The following is an 18,989-nucleotide window of genomic DNA, read 5'->3' on the forward strand; positions in this document are numbered from 1 at the left end:
AACAAGAAGATGGAGCGTCAGTCGATTTCGCCGCTTGGCGGCACGACCTCGCGGTCATCGCCGAGTTCGATCACCAGCCGGTGCAATGTGCCGGTGAAGCGGAATTCGCCGTCGATGCCGTCGCAGACAGGCGGCAAGCCGCTGCGGCCGATGAACATCGGCGCCAGCGCAATGCGCAGCAGGGTCTGGTGCTCACGCTCGCCGCCTTGCCGCTCTCCGTTGACGAGAAGGGTACCGATGCCCTTGAGCAGACCTGTTTTGCGGTACTCGAAACCCAGGGAAATCGCGCCTGACGTGGTCAGCGGCACCGACACCAGGCGGGTGATCTCGCCAACATGGTTGTAGCTGTAGTTCAGCCTGCCATCCTTGAGGTAGAGCACATAACCGCTGCCATTGTTGCCGTAGCTGACCAGCGTGCCTTCGGACTGCGGATCGATTGTCACTTCGGCGGTGATCCGGTGCGAGGTGTCCTGGGTCAGGGGTGCTGCCGATGACGGGATCGATTCGAGCTGCGGATAAAAGACGTAGCGGCTGCGCGAACGGATGGAATCAGGCTTCGCCTTGGCGCGGAAACGAACCTCGCGGTCATCGAGCGGCATGACGTCGTAGCGGCCGGCTTCCGCCCACCAGCGTTCCGTCATCTCGCGGAGCTTGGCCGGGTTCTCGCTCGCCAGATCGCGGGTCTCATTGAAATCCTCGTCGAGCTTGTAGAGCTCCCAGTCGTCGAGTTCGAAGTCGTCGCCGCGCCGGTGCTTGGTGACGGCCTTCCAGCCCTTGTGCCAGATGCCGCGGTGCCCGAACATCTCGAAATATTGCACGTCCTTGCGCGTCTCCGCGTCGGGCGCATCGAAGGTGTAGGCAAAGCTGGTGCCGTGCACCGGCATCTGGCCGACACCTCGGTAGATTTCGGGGGCCGCGACGCCGCAGACCTCGAGCACCGTCGGCGTGATGTCGACGACGTGGTGGAACTGATGGCGGATGGCCCCCTTGTCGGCGATGCGCCGGGGCCATGACACGATCATCGGGTCACGCACGCCGCCGCCATGGGTGAAGGATTTGAACAGGCGCAGCGGCGTATTGCTGGCCTGGGCCCAGCCCCAGGGGTAGTTGCTGTTGCTCCTGGGGCCGCCGATCTCGTCGATCTCAGCCAAATTGCGTTCGAAGGATTCCGGGATCTGGTTGAAGCGCCTGAGCACGTTGGTCGTGCCCTCTGGTCCACAGTCGATGGACGCGCCATTGTCGGAGATGACGACGATCAGCGTGTTATCAAGCTTGCCTGTCGTCTCGAGGAAATCGAGCAGCCGGCCCAGTTGCTCGTCGGTGTATTCGAGGAAGCCGGCATAGGCCTGCTGCAGCCTGACGGCGACGCGCTTCCGGTCGGCCGAAAGCAGGTCCCAGTTCTCGACGCCGGGGGCGTCGGGCGGCAATTCGGTATTTTCAGGCACCAGGCCCATCGCCTTCTGCCGTTCGAGCCGCCTTTGCCGGATGACGTCCCAGCCGCAGTCCCAGACGCCGTCATAGCGGTCCATATAGGCCCTGGGGACCTGATGGGGAAAATGCCCTGCCGAAAAGGCGAGGTTGAGGAAGAACGGCGTATCAGGTGCGAGCGAGACATGGGCACCGAGCATCGCCATCGCCTTGTCCACCAGATCGGCGGTGAGGTGGTAGCCGTCTTCGGCTGACTTGGGCTGGGCGACCGGGTGATTGTCCTCGACCAGCTCGGGATGATACTGGTCGGTGCTGCCATTCATGAAACCGTAGAAGCGATGGAAGCCGCGGCCGAGCGGCCATTGGTCGAAGGGTCCGACGGCGGTGATCTCGTCGGTCTGCGCGACATGCCACTTGCCGACGGCGAAACTGGCGTAGCCGGCGCTTCCGAGCATTTCGGCGACCGTCGCTGCCCGATGCGAGATCGAGCCGCGGCCATTGCGGTAGCCGAAATCGAAGTTGGCCAGGCAGCGCATGCCGACGGCATGATGGTTACGCCCGGTCAGCAGGCTGGCCCGCGTCGGCGAGCACATGGTGGTGGTGTGGAAATTGCTGTAGCGCAGCCCCTGTTCGGCAAGCCGGTCGAAACTGGGCGTGCGGATTTCCGAACCGAAGCAGCCCAGGTCGGCGAAACCGACATCGTCGAGAATGACATAGATGACGTTGGGGCTGCCGGACGCCGGCATGGGCCTGGCTTCAAACCAGTTGTCCGACTCGTGATAGGTGCGGCCGATACGGCCTGGATTGTGGTCGTTGGACATTGGGGCGCCTCGGAATTCGGACAAACCGGAGATGCCGCATCGCATTCACAGACCATGCCGCATCGATCGAAACCCGGCCGGCCCTGGGGCAGGCCGGGTCCATGGACTTTCTGCTGCGGAGACTACATCGCGGCGCCGGGATCCCAGCGGATGACCCACTTCTCCAGCATCGAGACGATAGCGAAACCGGTGATGGCGATGACAGACGCCGTCAGGATCGTCGCAAACAGCCGCGGCGCGTTGAAGTCGAACATGCTCTGCAGCAGGAGATAACCGATGCCCTGGTTGGCGCCGATCCACTCGCCGACGATCGCGCCGAGCACACACATCGTCACCGAAATCTTGAGCGCCGAGAAGATGTAGGGCAGCGCGCTGTAGATGCGGATCCTGAGGAACACTTCGGTCTTCGACGCCGACAGGACGTGCATCAGTTCGAGCAGTTGCGGATTGACGGCGCGGAAGCCGCGCACCGAATTGACCAGCGTCGGGAAGAAGCAGATCAACGCGGCGATCACGATCTTCGGCTCGATGCCGTTGCCGAGGATGATCTTGAGCACCGGCGCAATCGCCACGATCGGGATCGTCTTGACCAGGATCGCGACGGGATAGAACATCTCCTCGATGACCTTGTTGTAGACGAAAGACACCGCCACCAGCAGGGCAACGGTGTTGCCGAGGAGAAAGCCGAGAAAGGCTTCGGTGATTGTCGGAACGGCTGCTTCGACAAGCAGCGGCAGGTCACGCGACAGCGCGCCGGCGACGTCGGTCGGCGCGGGCACCAGATAGGACGGCACGCCGAACAGCGTGACGACGAGCTGCCACAGGACCAGCGTCAGCGACAGCCCGAGCACTGCCATGCCGAGCGCACGCATCACTTCGGGGCCTGGGAGGATGCTCCAGATGCGAGGCAATGGGGCGGCGGTTTCGATGGAACGGTCAACGCTCATGGCTTATCCAGCTCCCAGCATGTCGCGCAGCCTGGCGACGTGGTGGCCCAGTTCAGGGGCGTCCTTCAGGGCAAGGTCGCGCTCTTCCGGCAGGTCGATTTCGAGAATTCCGCCGATCCGCGACGGACGTCGGCTCATCACCACGACACGCTGCGACAGGAAAACCGCCTCATGCAGCGAATGGGTGACGAAGACGATGGTCATCCCGCTCTGCTTCCAGATCCGCAGCAGCTCGACATTCAGCGTGTCGCGCACCAGCTCGTCGAGCGCGCCGAAAGGCTCGTCCATGAGCAGGACCTTCGGCCTTGTGACGAGCGCCCGCGCGATCGAGACGCGCTGGCGCATGCCGCCGGACAGCTCCGACGGCAAGGCATCCTCGAACCCTTCCAGCTCGACAAGCTTCAGCGCCTCATGCGGGTCCATGAAGTTGCCGGCCTTCGGGTTGGCCCCGCCCACCTCGAACGGCAGGCGGACATTGTCGATCACCTTGGCCCAGGGCATCAGCACCGATTGCTGGAACACCATGGAAAATGTGCGCGAGGCGCGCGCCGCCGCCGGCGTTCCGCCGAATATGGCAACCTTGCCTTCGGTCGGCGCGATGATGTCGGCGATGGTGCGCAGCAAGGTGGACTTGCCGCAGCCGGAATGGCCGATCAGCGAGACGAACTCGCCTTCGCGAACCGTCAGCGAGACATTGTCGATGGCCCGCACCGCCCGCGAGCTGCCGCCGAAGGTCACGGCGACATTGTCGATCTCGATGGCGTTGCGTGCCTGAGAGAGACGGACGTCGCCAGAGTGGGCGTCGCCGGAACGGGTGGCCCCGGAAGCAGCGATTGTCGCCATCATGTTCACCGCTTCGTCCTCTGTGCTGCCGCAAGGATGCTGCCGTCGAAGACGTCGTCCGCCGTCAGTTCGGACTTGATCTCGCCGATCTTGGCGTAGGTCTGCAGCGTCGCATTCCAGCGGTCCTTGCTGATGTTGGCAAAGCCGTGCTCGCGGGTTTCGTTGGTGTAGATGAAGTCCGACACGATGACCTTGAGCGAGGCGAGCTCCTTGTCTTTCTCGATCGCGCTCGACATCGAGGCAACCATGTCGATGGCCTCTTCGGGATGGTCGGCGGCATAGGCCCAGCCCTTGTCGCAGGCCTCGAGGAACTTCACCAGCATGTCGCTGTCGGAGCCGATCAGGTCGGTGCGGGCGATGTAGTAGTTGGACTGGAACTGCAGCCCGTTGTCCCAGATACTCTGGGTGTTGTAGCCAGCCGGATTCTGTACGATCGGCACGTTCTGGGCAACGTTGGTCGGCCAGGAGGCGACGACGTCGACCTGCCCCTGGAGCAGGCCGGGGATCTGGGCCTGGATGAAGGTGATGTCGTCGAGCTTCATTCCGTTATGGTCGAGCACGACCTTGATCTGCGCGGTCGCGCCCTGGCTCGCGCCGATGCGCTTGCCCTTCCAGTCGGCCACCGACTTGATGTTGGATTCGCCGAGCGAATAGAAGGTCAGCGGCGCTTTCTGGAAGGCCGCGCCGAAGGTCTTGATCGGCAGCCCCTGGTTTGCGGCATACATGATCTCGGGCGCATAGGCGGTGGCGATCTGCGCCACTCCGGAGAGCGTCTCCTGCACCGTGTTGGAGTTCGGGCCACCGGGAAGGATCTCGACGTCGAGGCCCTTTTCAGCGAAGAACCCCTTCTTCAAGGCGACGATTTCGCCGGCGGCGGCTCCATTGAAGAGCCAGGCGAGTTGCAGTTTGACCTGCTTCTGCTGGGCATAAGCGGGAGCCACGCCTGCAAGCCCCAGCGAGGCGAGCGAGATGATGCTGGCAGCTGCCAGAAGTGAACGTCGGCTGATCATCTATATCCTCCAATCAGACAAACCCAACGACCTAGTTTCTGCGAGGATAGACCGCGTTTCGCGGCTCCACACCATAACATGCGTCGGCGAACTCATTCCATGTGGTTATGGACTTCCATTCGGATCAGGCATGGTCGATCACTGCCCGACAAGGTCGCCGGCGCAGCGAAAACCGAGATGGCTCGAGGTCGCGCCGTGGTGGTTGCCGGTCCGGGCCGCAACGCGGTATCGGTTGCAGTAGCTGGCGTGGCACAGATAGGAGCCGCCGCGCATCGCCATCAATCCGGTCGGCTCGCCCGACCAGGGCGATGCGGTCCATTCCCAGACATTGCCGAGCATGTTGTGGAGGCCGAACCCATTGGGCGGAAAGCTGCGCGCCGGCGCTGTCGCGAGGTACCCGTCTTCGGCGCTGTTGCTGAGCGGAAAGCGCCCTTGCCAGATGTTGCACATGTGGCGGCCGCCGGGATTGAGCTCGTCGCCCCAGGCATAGATCGCCCGCTCAAGCCCACCACGCGCCGCGGCTTCCCATTCGACTTCCGTCGGCAATCGCTTGCCGGCGTAGTTCGCGAAGGCAACGGCGTCGTTCCATGAGACATGGACGACCGGATGGTCGCGCCGGTCACGCCAGCTGGAGCCTGTGCCATCGGGCTGATGCCAGCAGGCGTCGCGAACCGGCGCCCACCAGTCCGGCGCGCTGGCGTCGGCGTCCGTTGCGATCACCGCGTCAGGATGGATCTGGGCCATGAAGACGAAAGACCAGCCCAGGCGCTCGGCCTCCGTCACATAGCCGGTGGCAGCGACGAAGGACGCAAAGGCCTGATTGGTCACCGCGGTCTTGTCGAGCAGGAACGCCGGAAGGTCGACTGCTAGCACCGGACCTTCGCCGTCGTCAGGATTGGCGATCGAGCGATCCTCGCCGAGAAGCCAGCGCCCAGCCGGTATCAACGCCATGTCAGGCTGGCTGCCGGCATCGAGCGGCGCAGGCGCCGCAGCTGGCTCGGCAACATGATCGCCTAGGGATCGGCCCGGAGAACAACACGACATGGCGCCTTCCTGTCGAAAAATGGATCGGCGGAGTTTGACTCTTTCATGATCCTGCGTAAAGGTAGGACGTCCTACCTCTTGGAGGAGAGAGCGATGTCGGGAACTGCCACCGAACGTGTCCTGCAGTATATTCGCCAGCACAAGCTGGTTGCCGGCGACCGCTTGCCGGCGGAAATCGACATTTCCCGGATACTCGGCCTCAGCCGCAATTCGCTGCGCGAGGCCTATGCCGACCTGATGGCCAAGGGCCTGCTCAAGAACAAGCATGGCGTCGGCACCTTCATCGCCAATCCGCCCATTCTCAACGCCTTGACCGGCTCCGCCGGCTTCTGGAACCTGATCGAAAAGGCGGGCATGAAGGCGTCGTTTCGCGAGATCCGGCGCGACCAGGTCGCAGCACCCAAAGAGATCGCCGTCATTTTCGGCCAGGCGGAGGAAAGGCCGACCCACCGCCTGCGCTGGCTTTTTCTGGCCAACGGCCAGCCCTGTATTCTGGTCGACCATTATCTCGCCCGCAGCGTGCCGCCGAGCGCCTTCAACGAGAGCACGGAGCATGACGCGCTTGCCGCCATTGCCCCGTACACCGTCATCGACGGCGCGTCGCTGTCGACGCGCACCTCGGCGATCAACGCAACGGCAGACGTCGCCGAACTGCTGGAGGTCAGCGAGGGCGACGCGCTTTTGTGGAGCACCGCACTCGTGCATTCGGGCGACGGCAGCGTGCCGCTCGCCTCGCGCTCCTGGATGGTCCCGCATCTTCTCGCCAGCCATCAGGTGATGGCGCTGGCCCCCATTCAATTCCAGGGCAGTTCAGCCCTTTCGCTGGAGGACGAACCGAAATGACCCGCTTCAAAAAGATTGTCCTGAGCCTCGCATCAGGCCTCATGCTCTTCTCGGCCGGGATGGCCGGGGCGCAAACCCTGGAGCCTGTGCGCTTCGGTGTCGACGCCTACACCACCGGCTCCCAGATCTGGGTCGCCAAGGAAAAAGGCTTCTTCGAAAAGGAAGGCATCGACGCCCAGATCACCACCTTCGCCACCGGCGTCGAGGCGATCGATGCGCTGCTGATCGGCCGCGCCGACATGGCGGTCGGGCTCGATTTCCCGATCGTATCGCGCATCCAGGGCGGTAAGCTGACCGTGCTTGCCGGCATCTTCCATTCCAAGCCCGGCTTCCACAAGCTGGTGGTCAGCAACGACATCAAAGACGCCAAGGATCTGGTCGGCAAGAAGATCGGCATTGCCACCGGCACCGCCCAGCACCTGATCACCATGAAATATCTCGAAGAGAACGGCATAAGCGAAGACAAGGTCGAGATCGTCGGTTTCACCAGCCTGCTCGAGATCGTCGCCTCGCTCCGCTCCGGCCGCATCAACGCGGCCTTCGTCTGGGCCGACGGCACCGAGAAGTCGACCGACGGCGGCAACCACTATGTGCTGACCGACGACGCGGCCGCCAAGCGCAACAGCAGCGCCTACATCGCCGCCCAGACCGACTTCACCGAAAAGCATCCGGAGCTGACCGTTGCAACGCTGCGCGCGCTCAATGCGGCAAGCCAGTTCATCGCGGCCAACAAGGACGAGGCGGCAGCCCTGATCGCCAAGAACACGCGTGCCCCGCGCGACACGGTGCGCGACCTGCTCAACTACAATGAATTCGCCCTGGCGCTGACCGACTATGAACGCGCCGGCTTCAAGGAAGTCGCTGATTTCCTGGCCAAGACGAAAGCACAGCCGGTCAGCTTCGAAACGGGCGTCAATCCGAAATTCCTTGAGCAAGCTGCCCCCGACCTGGTCAAGCTGGGCAACTGAGCGGACCGGCGATGACAAACAATCAAACAAGCGCGGCCACGCCCGGAGCTGCCATGCCTGCGGTCGTCTTCGACAAGGTCGGCATGGCCTATCCCGGCCAGAAGGCAGGCAGCGAGCTGATCCTGGCCGACCTCTCCGTCGCGGTCGCGCAAGGCGAATTCTTCGTGCTGGTCGGCCCGAGCGGCTCGGGCAAGTCGACCTTGCTCAAGATCGTTGCCGGGACCGAAAAGCAGACCGAAGGCCGCGTGCTCGCCAATGGCGAGACGATCGCCGGCCCCGACCGGCGGCGCGGCATGGTGTTCCAGTCGATCGAGGAGCCGCTGTTCCAGTGGCTGACGGTCGCCGAAAACATCGGCTTCGGCCCCAGCGTCGCGGGCAAGCCGCGCACCGAATGCCTTGAGATGGCGCAGCGCTACGTCGACCTCGTCGGCCTGCGCGGCCATGAGCAGAAATTTCCGCATGAGCTGTCCGGCGGCATGAAGCAACGCGTGCAGATCGCCCGTACACTGGCCGCCCAACCTGAGCTGATCCTGTTCGACGAACCGTTTGCAGCACTCGACGCGCTGACGCGCCGCGTGCTGCAGAAAGAACTCACCCGCATCTGGCGCGAGACCGGCTGCACCATGGTCTATGTCACCCACGACATTCGCGAGGCCGTGCTGCTTGGCCAGCGCGTCGCCGTGATGAGTCGGGGCCCGCGCGCCAACATCACCCGCATCTACGACATCGACCTGCCCTATCCGCGCGACGACCTCGACAGCCGCTTCGCCGATGCGGTCAAGGCGATCGAGGGCGACATCGAACGGGAGGCGGCTTCGCAATGGGAGCAAAACTGATGCCATCCTACGCCTGGTCGGCGCTCAGCGTCGCTATCGTCGTGATCTTCTGGCAGATGGCCTCGACCTGGCTGGTCGATCCCATGTTCCTGCCTGCACCGCTCGCCGTGCTCAAGGGCGCCGGACAGATGCTGGCCGAGGGCACCCTCACCCAGTCCATCCTGGTGTCGATGATGCGCATTCTCTCAGGCTGGTTGCTGGGCAGCGCCATCGCCATCCCGATCGGGCTGGCCGTCGGCGTCTCGCCGGTGGCGCGCCATCTCGTCGATCCGTTCATCCACTTCTTCCGCTTCGTTCCGGCGATTGCGCTGGTGACCTTGTTCATCATCTGGTTCGGCGTCGGCGAGATGTCGAAGATCATCCTGATCGCTTATGCGACGGCCTTCATCGTCATGGTCAACACGGCCAGCGGCGTGTCCTCAGTCTCGCAGGACAAGCTGAACGCCGCGCGCTGCCTCGGCGCCAATGAGCGGCAGGTGTTCTTCAAGGTGATGGTTCCGGCCTCGCTGCCCGCGATCTATGTCGGCATGCGGCTGGCGCTCGCCTCGTCCTTCCTGGTCATCGCGGCCGCCGAAATGCTCGCCGCCGATGCCGGGCTCGGCTACATCATCTGGACCTCGCGCCTCTACTTCCAGGTCGACTGGATGTTCGCAGCCATCATCGCGCTCGGCCTTCTCGGCTTTGCCACCGACCGGCTGTGGCGACTGCTCGGACGCACGCTGCTCAAACGCTATCTGCGCGGCGTCACCGGCTATTGATCCAATCGGCCGGGCCGCCCTGTCGTCGCGGCCCGGCGACCATCTCACAAGATCGGGACAGAGCATGACTTCCGAATTTCGCGGCCATATCGGCCGCACGCACCACGAATCCGAGCGCGACTATGCCGACATCCCCAGCGGCCCGGCGGGCAAGCCGAACGTAATCTATGTCGTGCTCGACGACGTCGGCTACTCCGACCTCGGCTGTTTCGGCTCGTCCATCGACACGCCAAACTTCGATTCCCTTGCCGACAATGGCCTGCGTTACAGCAACTTCCACACCACCACGCTGTGCTCGCCGACACGCGCCTGCCTTTTGACCGGACGCAACCACCACTCCGTCGGCATGCGCTATCTGGCCAATGCCGACATGGGCTGGCCCTCCGGCCGCGGCGCGATCAGCCATCGCGCCGGCACGCTTGCCGAAATGCTCAAGCTGCAGGGTTATGCGACCTATGCTGTCGGCAAATGGCACCTTGCACCGACCGAAAACGCCAATGCCGCCGGCCCCTTCGACCAGTGGCCGCTCGGCCGCGGTTTCGAACGTTTCTATGGCTTCATGAATGGCAGCACCGACCAGTTCCACCCCGAACTCTGCCAGGACAACCAGCAGGTGCCGCCGCCGGCGACGCCCGAGCAGGGCTATCATCTGTCCGACGACCTGTCGGACCGCGCGGTGCGCTACATCGCCGACAAGATGGCGATCTGGCCCGACAAGCCGTTCTTCCTCTATCTCTGCTACGGCGCCGGACATTTCCCGCACCAGGCGCCCGCATCGGCGCTGGCCAACTATCGCGGCCGCTTTGCCCATGGCTGGGACGAAGAACGCGTGTCGAGGCTCGCCAAACAGAAGGCGATGGGCCTGGTGCCCGAGAATACCGAGCTGCCGCCGCCCAACCCCGGCGTGCGCGCCTGGGCCGAGCTGTCTCCGGAAGAGCGCGAGGTCTCGGAGCATATGCAGGAGGCTTATGCAGCACTTCTGGGCCATACCGACGCCGCCTTCGGCAGGCTGCTCGCCTTCCTCGACCGCACCGGCATTCGCGACAACACCATCATCGTGCTGATCTCGGACAATGGCGCCTCCACCGATTGCGATCCCGACGGCACGACCAACGTGCTGCGCTGGTTCAACCGCCTGCCGGAAGATTATGCCGTGTCGCGCGAGCGCCTGACCGAGATCGGCACGGCGCGCAGTTCGGGCAACTATCCCTGGGGCTGGGCGCAGGCGTCCAACACGCCACTCAAGCTCTACAAGAGCTTCACCCATGGCGGCGGCGTGCGCGACCCGATGATCTTCTCCTGGCCTTCTGGCATAGCCGACAAGGGCGAGGTGCGTTGCCAGTTCACCCATGTCACCGACATCACGCCGACAATCATGCAGCTGTGCGGCGTCACAGCACCCGAAAGCATCAACGGCGTGGCGCAGATGCCGATCCATGGCGAGAGCTTTGCCTATTCCTTCGACGCGCCCGATGCGGCGACCGCCAAGCAGTCGCAATATTTCGAGATGTACGGCCATCGCAGCATCTGGCATCGCGGCTGGAAAGCGGTGACGCAGCACAAGGCCGGCGACGACTTCGACAGCGAACGCTGGGAGCTCTACCATCTCGACGAGGATTTTTCCGAGCTGCGCGACCTCTCCGGGGAAAAGCCGGAAAAGCTTGCCGAGATGAAGGAACGCTGGTGGGCGGAAGCCGGCCGCTACGGCGTCATGCCGCTCGACGACAGCGACGTGCTGTTCAAGCCGCCCTACCGGCCCGGCGCACCACGCTGGCGCAACGAATGCAGCTTTTTCCCGCCGATCTCGTCTATCCCCGCGGAAGCGGCGCCGATGACGCAGGACGTCTCGCACCGCATATCGATCGAGATCGAGCGCACGGACAAAAACCAGGGCGGCGCGCTTGTCTGCTTCGGCAGCTGCCATGGTGGCTACGCGCTCGACATCGTCGCGAACCGGCTGGTCTACACCTACAACTATGCCGGCTTCGAGGTCACCCGCCTCGTCTCCGACCGGGAGATCCCGCTCGGCAAGACGACCGTCGTGTTCGACTTCGAAAAGACCGGCACGCTGAAGGGACGCGGCCGCCTGACGGTCGACGGCGAGCCGGCCGGCGAACATGTGTTCGAACGCACCCTGCTCAGGTTGTCGCTGTCGCCGCTTACCTTCGGACGCAGCAACGCCGAACCGGTCGACCCGGACAGGCCGACGAACCCGGATTTTTCGGGCCGCATCCTGCGCATCGACTACGCCATCGCAGATGATCGCGAGGTCGGCCCGGTCAGCCTCGGCGTGGATTGACCAGCATGTCGCCCAGACCGGTCGAAGGACTGTCACTCCTTTGACCAGCGACATCCGTTTCGACTGTCGCCGCTCGTTCCGGCGCTTGATCAAACGCCGGCTTCGATCAGATGTGTGCGCGCATCCTGAAAGCTCGGTAGCAGCGCAGCATCACCGGGCTGCTGGTCCTTCTTTCGCGGTATGGTTCAAAGCGTCGGGCCGACAGCTCCAGTTGCTGCCGACCTATCGCTGGAAGACGCTGCGGCAGCCTCCGAGCGCATCAATTCGCCGGCCAGCCAGTCATGCAGCTTGCGGATCGCCCTGTCCTTTCGGCGGGCCGGTGCGGCGATGAAATAATAGGCGCCGAGCCGGATGTCGGTGTCGAACAGCTCGACGAGGCGGCCCCTGGCCATTTCGTCGCCTGTCGTCAGCCGTGTCGCCAGCGCGACACCCTGCCCGGCCAGAGCGGCTTCGAAGCCAAGGCTGGCATCCCAAAGGCGCGGCCCCTGCAGCGCGTTATGCGCCACGCCGGCCTTGCGAAACCAGTCGGCCCATTGCTGGCGGTTTTCCTCGTGGATCAGCGGTGCCCGCACAAGTGCAGCAATGCTTTCCAGGGGACCTGCCGCATCCAGCCATTGCCGGCTGGCCACCGGAAACATCCTGGGATGAACGAGCAAGGTCGCTCCGACAGGAAGGTCGTCGGGGTCGCCGAAGCCGACCATCACATCGGCCTCGCCGACCGAGAAATCCGGCAGGCGGTCGATGGCGCGAAACACCAGTTCCGTGTCGCCAAGCAGATGCTGCATCTCAGGCAGCCTCGGCCCCAGCCAGCGCGTCGCCAGGCCAGGCATGCACCACAGCCTGAGCGTCCGCCGATGCGAGGGCGGACGAAGTTCGGCCGTCGTTGCAGCGATCAGCTCGAACGCCGTCGAGATGGCGGCATGGAAAATCTCGCCTTCGCGGGTGAGCCTGAGGCCCCGGGGACTGGACGTGACAAGTTTCACCGCCATCCAGAATTCGAGGTTCTTGACATGGCGGCTGACCACCGAGTGGCTGACGCCGAGATCGTCGGCCGCCTTGCGCATCGAGCCCATGCGCCCCGCCGCCTCGAAGGCGCGGATCATCTGCAGCGGCGGCATGGCCTGATGCGGCTGGTCTTTCTCGACGGACCGGCGTCTTCGAATGTCGGTGTTCAAGCAGAGGTCCCTGGACAGTCTGTGGTGCACTGTAGGCACCACAGCATCTAAATCAATCGCGCACTGCTTGCCAAGGATTGCCGCTAGGTTGCCGCCAGAATCTTACGGAGCACCTCCCCATGACCACCAACACCACCTTGCTGGCCCGCCGGTCGGCGGCAGTCGCACGCGGCGTCGCAACGGCCTTCCCCGTCTTTGCCGGCAAGGCGGAAGGCGCCGAGATCTGGGACGTCGAGGGGCGCCGCTACATCGATTTCGCCGCCGGCATCGCGGTGCTCAATACCGGCCACCGTCACCCCAAGGTGATCGCCGCCGCGAAGCAGCAGCTCGACGCCTACACCCATACCGCCTTCCAGGTGCTGCCCTACGAACCCTATGTCGCGCTGTGCGAGCGCCTGAACGCGCTGGCGCCCTTCTCCGGCGAGGCAAAGTCCCTCCTGTTTTCGACCGGCGCAGAAGCTGTCGAGAACGCCATCAAGATCGCCAAGGCAGCGACCGGCCGGCCCGGCATCATCGCCTTTGCCGGCGGTTTCCACGGCCGCACGGCGATGACCATGGCGCTGACCGGCAAGGTTGCGCCCTATAAGCACAAATTCGGCCTGTCGCCCGCCGGCGTCTTTCACGTGCCGTTCCCGGCGACGCCGCTGGATGTCGACGTCTCGGATGCGCTGCGCGCGCTGCAGCTTCTGTTCCGCGCCGACATCGCGCCGTCTAATGTCGCTGCGATCATCGTCGAACCGGTCCAGGGCGAAGGCGGCTTCTGGCCGGCCCCGACCGAGCTTCTGGCTGCACTGCGCGAGATCTGCGAAACGCACGGCATCGTGCTGATCGCCGACGAGGTGCAGACGGGATTTGCGCGCACCGGAAAGATGTTCGGCATCGAACATTCCGGCATCGAACCCGATATCATCACCGTCGCCAAGGCGCTCGGAGGCGGCTTCCCGCTATCAGGTGTCATCGGGCGTGCAGCGCTCATGGATGCTGTCGAACCGGGCGGGCTGGGCGGCACCTATGCCGGCAGCCCGATCGCCTGTGCCGCCGCACTTGCGGTTCTCGACGTCATCAAGGACGAAGGCCTTGTCGCCCGCGCCAATGAGATCGGCGCGACGATGCACGCTGCACTGGAGCGGATGTCGCAGCGCAACGACGCCGTGCCGATGGCGTCGATCCGCGGCCCCGGCGCGATGGTCGCCTTCGACATCGTGACACAGCGCGGCACCAATACGCCGGATGCCGAGACGACGAAGAAGGTGGTGCAGGCAGCGCTCGGCCACGGGCTGGTGCTGCTGTCATGCGGCGTCTTCGGCAACACCATCCGCCTGCTCTGTCCGCTGACCATTTCCGATGCGCAGCTCAAGGAGGGGCTGGACCTCCTCGAACGCGCCCTCGTCTCCGCCAACGCCTAGGAGCCGTCATGCGCACGCTCGAAGACAATGGCCTCACGAAGACGCAGGCCTTCATCGACGGCTGCTTTGTCGGGTCTGCCGACACGCCTGTCACCGATCCGGCCTCCGGCGCTGTCATCGCCCATGTCCCCAACCTTGGCGCGGACGCAGCCACCCAAGCCGTCGAGGCAGCTTCCAGGGCGTTCCGGCCCTGGGCGGCGAAGACGGCGAAGGAGCGATCGGCAACGCTGCGGCGCTGGTTCGAGCTGATCGTTGCGGCACGCAGCGACCTTGCCACCATCCTGACCGGCGAACAGGGCAAGCCCTTCGCCGAGGCACTCGGCGAGATCGATTATGCCGCCTCCTATGTCGAATTCTATGCCGAGGAGGCCAAGCGTATTGCCGGCGAGATCCTGCCGTCGCACCGCCCCGACGCCCGTATCCTGGTGCAGCGCCAGCCGCTCGGCGTGGTCGCGGCGATCACGCCATGGAACTTCCCGGCGGCGATGATCACCCGCAAGGTCGCCCCGGCGCTCGCCGCAGGCTGCACCGTCGTCGTCAAGCCGGCGCCCGAAACGCCGCTGACCGCTCTCGCCCTGGCCGAACTGGCGCGCCGCGCCGACTTTCCCGCCGGCACCTTCAACGTCGTGACAGGCGATGCGGACGCCATCGGCGGCGTGCTGACCTCGCATCCCGCCGTCCGGCTCGTCGGCTTCACCGGCTCGACGCCGACAGGCAAGCTGCTGATGCGGCAGGCGGCCGGCACGGTCAAACGTGTCGCCCTCGAGCTTGGCGGCAATGCCCCCTTCATTGTCTTCGACGACGCCGATGTCGACGCAGCGGTCGAAGGGGCGATGGCCTCCAAATTCAGGAACTCCGGCCAGACCTGTGTCTGTACCAACCGCATCTATGTCCAGTCGGCCGTCCATGACGTCTTTGTCGCCAGGCTGACGGAGCGGGTGAAGCAGCTGCGGGTCGGCTGCGGCTTCGACGACGGCGTCGTCCAGGGGCCGCTGATCTCGGAACGAGCCGTCGCCAAGGTCGAAGCGCATATCGCGGACGCGCTCGGCAAGGGCGCCGAGATTGCCGCCGGCGGCAAGCGCCACGCGCTTGGCGGCACCTTCTTCGAGCCGACAGTCATCACCGGCGCTGCCTCCGACATGCTGCTGGCCCAGGACGAAACCTTCGGCCCGCTTGCCCCCGTGTTCCGCTTCGACACCGAGGCCGAGGTGCTGCAGGCGGCGAACGCAACCGAGACCGGCCTCGCCGCCTATGTCTTCACGCGCGATTCGGCGCGGGTGTTCCGCATGATGGAGCGGCTCGAATTCGGCATGGTCGGCATCAACACCGGACTGATCTCGACCGAACTGGCGCCCTTCGGCGGCGTCAAGGAAAGCGGCAATTCGCGCGAGGGCTCGCATCACGGCATCCTCGAATTCACCGAGCTCAAATATGCCTGCATCGGCGGCATCGATGCGGAGGCCTGACATGGACAGCGTTGTGACCATGCCGAACCTCAGCGGCGACGGCGACCACCTGCAGCCGTCGCCGATGAGACGGCCCAGATCGGCTTCACCCACCCGCTGATGCCGGTCAACCGGATCCATGAGGAAGGCGCGCGCTTGAGCCCGGCAATGCTCGGCAGACACTCCGAACGCGTCCTTGGGGTCGCCGAAAGGCGTGGGCCGATCGCGCTCGGCGTCAGCGCCGAGCGCGAGTCCATCGCCGCGTCCATGCCCCAGCCGAGCGACGACGGATTCTCGGCTCGACTGCTCCTGTTTCAGCGCGCGCGCAGGAACTCGGGAAGGCGAACCAGGACGATCTCGGCGACCATGACGGTCACCGCGCCGACCACGATGGAATGCGCGAGCATCTCGCCGAGGATCTCAGGCAGCCCGCCCGACAGGGGCCCGGCCAGCGCAGGAATGCCCAAGCCCGCCATCAGGCCGAGCGGGGCCACCATGTTCTTGACAGGTGAACCCCGGTCCTGGCTCGCCATCTGGATGCCGGTCATGACCACGGTTGCCGCCGCCGGCAGGAACAGCCCGCCGACAACCGCGGCCGGTGTCGCCACCAGCACCGCTGCGACCTTGGGCAGGAATGCCAGGGCGATGAAGATGAAGCCGGCGACGCGGACGACATGGCGGCTGGCGACGCCGGTCAGCCTGATGACGCCGAGATTCTGGGCGTATGCGGTGGTGCCGAAACCACCGATCAGGGCAGCCAGCATCGAACCGCCGGCTTCGCCTGCTATGCCGGCATTGACGCGGCGATCGTCGAGTTCTGTGCCTGTCAGCCGCGCCGTCGCCTCATACATGCCCATCGCCTCGACGACGGCAACGATGAAGACGATGCACATGGTGATGGTAATCGCCGGGTCGAAAGTCAGCGCGCCATAAGGCAGCAGTTTCGGGAAGGCCAGCCAGGGCGCCTGGCCGACGGCGGAGAAGTCGAGCAGTCCGAGGCCAAGGGCAAGCACGTCGCCAACGATCAGCGCGGTCAGGAAGCCGAACATGCGCAAGGTGCCGCCGAAGGCGGCGCTGACCAGCACCACCGCCGTCGTGACACAGGCCAGGAACAGGCTCGATCCGGTGGCAAAGCTTGGCGAGCCGATGCCGCCGAAGAACTCCATGAAGGTGAAGCCCGCCAGCGCGACGCCCACAAGGGTGATGATCGTCCCGGAGACGGCCGGCGACAGCAGGCGGCGGAGCCTGGCGAACTGGCCGCAGACGGCGGCAAGGAAGACGAGTGCCGCGCCGATGATCAGGCCGAGGCTCGCCGCGGAAATCGTCCCCGCCTTGTAATAACCGATGGCCAGTGGCGAAAAGGCCGAGGACGGCCCCTGCACCACCGGCAAGCGGACCAGCCTGGTGCTCTGGATGACGGTGACCACGCCCGCGGCAAGGAAGGTCGCGGTCACCAGATTTGTCGCCAGCGTGGCGGAAAACCCCGCCACCGAAGCGATGAAGATGGGATCGAGCCAGGCGTTGGACACCAGCGCCTGCTGCAGTCCCAATGCGAAACGACGCTTGGCGGGGATGACCTCCTCGACATCCCCGACCACGGCGTCGACCGCTTCAAGCTCGCCCATATGGGCATGAACATGATCCGTCATTGATATACCTCCTCCCAGAAGTATGAGCCGCCTGCGCGGCATCAGGTGAAATTGGATTGGAGCCCGATCAGGCCTCGAGACACTGCATGCGGCGCGAATGGCGGGCATGCTCGCGCAGCACGTCGCCGAGCCCGGCCATCACAGGACGGCAGTCCTCGACCAGCACCTTGCCTGCGACGACCGTCGTGCCGGCGACCGCCGGGCCGCAGCGCAGCCAGGCCTCGACCGGATCGCTATGGGCGCCGGCAAGCGCCACATCCGACATGCTCCAGACGACGAAGTCGGCGCAGGCACCTGGCCTGAGATGGCCGATCTCGTCCTCCCAGCCGAGACAGGCGGCGCCGCCGCGCGTGGCGATGTCGAGCGCGTCGCGCGCCGACATCGAATGCGGGCCGTTGCGATAGCGTCCGAGCAACAGCGCCGTGCGCGCCTCCAGCCACATCGAGGCATGGTCGGTCGACGCCGAGCCGTCGCAACCAAGGCCGACACGCATGCCGCGGGCGCGCAGCCCCATGGCGTCGGCCGAGCCGCCGCCGATCAGCATGTTCGAACAGGGGCACTGGGTGGCGCAGACGCCGGCATGGGCAAGGCGGCCGATCTCGGCATCGGTCGGATAGATGAAATGCGCGACCCAGGAGCGCTTGCTGGCCCAGCCGACACGCTCGAAATATTCGGTCGGCGTGCAGCCATAGACCTCGGCGCAATATCTGTCCTCCTCCGGGTCCTCGGCGAGGTGGGTGTGCAGCCTGAGATCGTATTTGTCGGCCAACCCAGCCGATTCCGACATGATCCGCTCGGTCACCGAAAACAGCGAGCATGGCGCCAGCGCCACCCGCGTCATCGCGCCCGGCCCGGCATCGTGATAGCGCTCCACCAGCCTGACGCTGTCTTCGAGAATGTCGTCCTCGCGCTGCACCACCGACGCCGGCGGCAGGCCGCCATGCTCGACCGAACGCGTCATCGACCCGCGGGTGGCATAAAAACGGAAGCCGATGTCGGTGCTGGCGCGGATCTGGGCGTCGATCAGCCGGGGCCTGGGATGGACATACATGTGGTCCATCGAGGTGGTGCAGCCGCCCATCAAAAGCTCGGTCATCGCGACATAAGTGGAGGCATAGACCGAGTCCTCAGTCAGTCCGGCCCACATCGGGTAGAGCCCGGTCAGCCATTCGAACAGCGAACCATTGGTCACCGGCGCGTAGGACCGCGTCAGGTTCTGGTACATGTGGTGGTGGGCGTTGATCAGCCCCGGCGTGACCAGCCGGCCATGCGCCGAGATGGTCCTTGCGGCGACCGGCTCGTCGCCGGCCTTGCCCAGGGAATGCACTCTCTTGTCTTTGACGGCGATCCAGCCGTCGGCGATTTCCCAGCCGCGATCGACATACACATATGCGTCACGGACGAGCAGGTCTACGGACATGCAGCTTCTCCAGGTCGGTTCTCATTCACTCCGACGCAGCTGGTCTCAGCTTCGTCGCGCTATGAGCCCTGTCCCTGGAATTGCGAGTTCCGGATCG

General features: G+C 64.8%; 15 protein-coding genes. 7 read left to right on the forward strand and 8 right to left on the reverse strand.

What is annotated here, in order from left to right; all coding sequences use genetic code 11:
- Positions 1-17: 17 nt before the first annotated feature.
- The 5 genes from N7E70_RS20320 to N7E70_RS20340 form a co-directional block, all read right to left on the reverse strand.
- Positions 18-2,249, reverse strand: a complete 2,232-nt coding sequence (locus tag N7E70_RS20320; protein ID WP_263007418.1) for an arylsulfatase — start codon at positions 2,247-2,249, stop codon at positions 18-20.
- A gap of 122 nt (positions 2,250-2,371) precedes the next feature.
- Positions 2,372-3,196 carry an ABC transporter permease gene (locus N7E70_RS20325; RefSeq protein WP_067963148.1) on the reverse strand — a complete coding sequence of 275 codons (825 nt, stop codon included), beginning with the start codon at positions 3,194-3,196 and terminating at the stop codon, positions 2,372-2,374.
- A gap of 3 nt (positions 3,197-3,199) precedes the next feature.
- A complete protein-coding gene (locus tag N7E70_RS20330; protein WP_083948616.1) occupies positions 3,200-4,048 on the reverse strand; it encodes an ABC transporter ATP-binding protein in 849 nt (282 codons plus the stop codon).
- On the reverse strand, positions 4,045-5,049 hold the full coding sequence (locus N7E70_RS20335) for an ABC transporter substrate-binding protein (RefSeq protein WP_263007419.1): 1,005 nt from the start codon (positions 5,047-5,049) through the stop codon (positions 4,045-4,047). Before N7E70_RS20335 ends, N7E70_RS20330 begins: the two co-directional genes overlap by 4 nt.
- 138 nt (positions 5,050-5,187) lie before the next feature.
- Complete coding sequence (locus tag N7E70_RS20340) at positions 5,188-6,000, reverse strand: formylglycine-generating enzyme family protein (RefSeq protein WP_263007420.1); 813 nt, start codon at positions 5,998-6,000, stop codon at positions 5,188-5,190.
- Positions 6,001-6,186: 186 nt separating this feature from the next.
- Here N7E70_RS20340 and N7E70_RS20345 point away from each other — a divergent pair, with 186 nt between their 5' ends.
- The 5 genes from N7E70_RS20345 (at position 6,187) to N7E70_RS20365 (ending at position 11,797) form a co-directional block, all read left to right on the forward strand.
- Positions 6,187-6,936, forward strand: coding sequence for a GntR family transcriptional regulator (locus N7E70_RS20345; protein ID WP_263007421.1), 750 nt, complete (start codon positions 6,187-6,189; stop codon positions 6,934-6,936).
- The gene (locus N7E70_RS20350) at positions 6,933-7,904 is read left to right on the forward strand and encodes an ABC transporter substrate-binding protein (protein ID WP_263007422.1); all 972 of its coding nucleotides are present in this window, start codon (positions 6,933-6,935) and stop codon (positions 7,902-7,904) included. The genes N7E70_RS20345 and N7E70_RS20350 overlap by 4 nt, the downstream gene beginning before the upstream one ends.
- Positions 7,905-7,957: 53 nt before the next feature.
- Entirely contained in the window at positions 7,958-8,740 is a 783-nt protein-coding gene (locus N7E70_RS20355; protein WP_263007423.1) for an ABC transporter ATP-binding protein, read from the forward strand.
- The gene (locus tag N7E70_RS20360; protein WP_263007424.1) at positions 8,740-9,498 is read left to right on the forward strand and encodes an ABC transporter permease; all 759 of its coding nucleotides are present in this window, start codon (positions 8,740-8,742) and stop codon (positions 9,496-9,498) included. The genes N7E70_RS20355 and N7E70_RS20360 overlap by 1 nt, the downstream gene beginning before the upstream one ends.
- 64 nt (positions 9,499-9,562) lie before the next feature.
- The gene (locus tag N7E70_RS20365; protein WP_263007425.1) at positions 9,563-11,797 is read left to right on the forward strand and encodes an arylsulfatase; all 2,235 of its coding nucleotides are present in this window, start codon (positions 9,563-9,565) and stop codon (positions 11,795-11,797) included.
- 185 nt (positions 11,798-11,982) lie between these two features.
- On the opposite strand, the gene N7E70_RS20370 is transcribed toward N7E70_RS20365, so the two are convergent.
- Positions 11,983-12,972 carry a LysR substrate-binding domain-containing protein gene (locus tag N7E70_RS20370; protein ID WP_263007426.1) on the reverse strand — a complete coding sequence of 330 codons (990 nt, stop codon included), beginning with the start codon at positions 12,970-12,972 and terminating at the stop codon, positions 11,983-11,985.
- Positions 12,973-13,091: 119 nt separating this feature from the next.
- Here N7E70_RS20370 and gabT point away from each other — a divergent pair, with 119 nt between their 5' ends.
- Complete coding sequence (gene gabT, locus N7E70_RS20375) at positions 13,092-14,378, forward strand: 4-aminobutyrate--2-oxoglutarate transaminase (protein WP_263007427.1); 1,287 nt, start codon at positions 13,092-13,094, stop codon at positions 14,376-14,378.
- 8 nt (positions 14,379-14,386) lie between these two features.
- Positions 14,387-15,844: an NAD-dependent succinate-semialdehyde dehydrogenase gene (locus N7E70_RS20380; RefSeq protein WP_263007428.1), complete on the forward strand. Its 1,458-nt coding sequence runs from the start codon at positions 14,387-14,389 to the stop codon at positions 15,842-15,844.
- 293 nt (positions 15,845-16,137) lie between these two features.
- On the opposite strand, the gene N7E70_RS20385 is transcribed toward N7E70_RS20380, so the two are convergent.
- Both N7E70_RS20385 and N7E70_RS20390 read right to left on the reverse strand, forming a co-directional pair.
- Positions 16,138-17,472: a uracil-xanthine permease family protein gene (locus N7E70_RS20385; RefSeq protein WP_263007429.1), complete on the reverse strand. Its 1,335-nt coding sequence runs from the start codon at positions 17,470-17,472 to the stop codon at positions 16,138-16,140.
- Positions 17,473-17,539: 67 nt separating this feature from the next.
- Positions 17,540-18,892: an 8-oxoguanine deaminase gene (locus N7E70_RS20390; protein WP_263007430.1), complete on the reverse strand. Its 1,353-nt coding sequence runs from the start codon at positions 18,890-18,892 to the stop codon at positions 17,540-17,542.
- Positions 18,893-18,989: the final 97 nt, after the last annotated feature.

The organism is Aminobacter sp. NyZ550 (assembly GCF_025628925.2).
GTDB classification, from domain to species: domain Bacteria; phylum Pseudomonadota; class Alphaproteobacteria; order Rhizobiales; family Rhizobiaceae; genus Aminobacter; species Aminobacter ciceronei.

Excerpts from the sequence above, each read along its gene's own strand:
- N7E70_RS20360 (WP_263007424.1), top strand. The coding sequence starts at position 8,740 with ATGCCATCCTACGCCTGGTCGGCGCTCAGCGTCGCTATCGTCGTGATC.
- N7E70_RS20365 (WP_263007425.1), top strand. The coding sequence starts at position 9,563 with ATGACTTCCGAATTTCGCGGCCATATCGGCCGCACGCACCACGAATCC.
- N7E70_RS20325 (WP_067963148.1), bottom strand. The coding sequence starts at position 3,196 with ATGAGCGTTGACCGTTCCATCGAAACCGCCGCCCCATTGCCTCGCATC.
- N7E70_RS20320 (WP_263007418.1), bottom strand. The coding sequence starts at position 2,249 with ATGTCCAACGACCACAATCCAGGCCGTATCGGCCGCACCTATCACGAG.
- N7E70_RS20385 (WP_263007429.1), bottom strand. The coding sequence starts at position 17,472 with ATGACGGATCATGTTCATGCCCATATGGGCGAGCTTGAAGCGGTCGAC.
- gabT (WP_263007427.1), top strand. The coding sequence starts at position 13,092 with ATGACCACCAACACCACCTTGCTGGCCCGCCGGTCGGCGGCAGTCGCA.
- N7E70_RS20340 (WP_263007420.1), bottom strand. The coding sequence starts at position 6,000 with ATGGCGTTGATACCGGCTGGGCGCTGGCTTCTCGGCGAGGATCGCTCG.
- N7E70_RS20355 (WP_263007423.1), top strand. The coding sequence starts at position 7,958 with ATGCCTGCGGTCGTCTTCGACAAGGTCGGCATGGCCTATCCCGGCCAG.
- N7E70_RS20380 (WP_263007428.1), top strand. The coding sequence starts at position 14,387 with ATGCGCACGCTCGAAGACAATGGCCTCACGAAGACGCAGGCCTTCATC.
- N7E70_RS20390 (WP_263007430.1), bottom strand. The coding sequence starts at position 18,892 with ATGTCCGTAGACCTGCTCGTCCGTGACGCATATGTGTATGTCGATCGC.
- N7E70_RS20335 (WP_263007419.1), bottom strand. The coding sequence starts at position 5,049 with ATGATCAGCCGACGTTCACTTCTGGCAGCTGCCAGCATCATCTCGCTC.
- N7E70_RS20350 (WP_263007422.1), top strand. The coding sequence starts at position 6,933 with ATGACCCGCTTCAAAAAGATTGTCCTGAGCCTCGCATCAGGCCTCATG.
- N7E70_RS20345 (WP_263007421.1), top strand. The coding sequence starts at position 6,187 with ATGTCGGGAACTGCCACCGAACGTGTCCTGCAGTATATTCGCCAGCAC.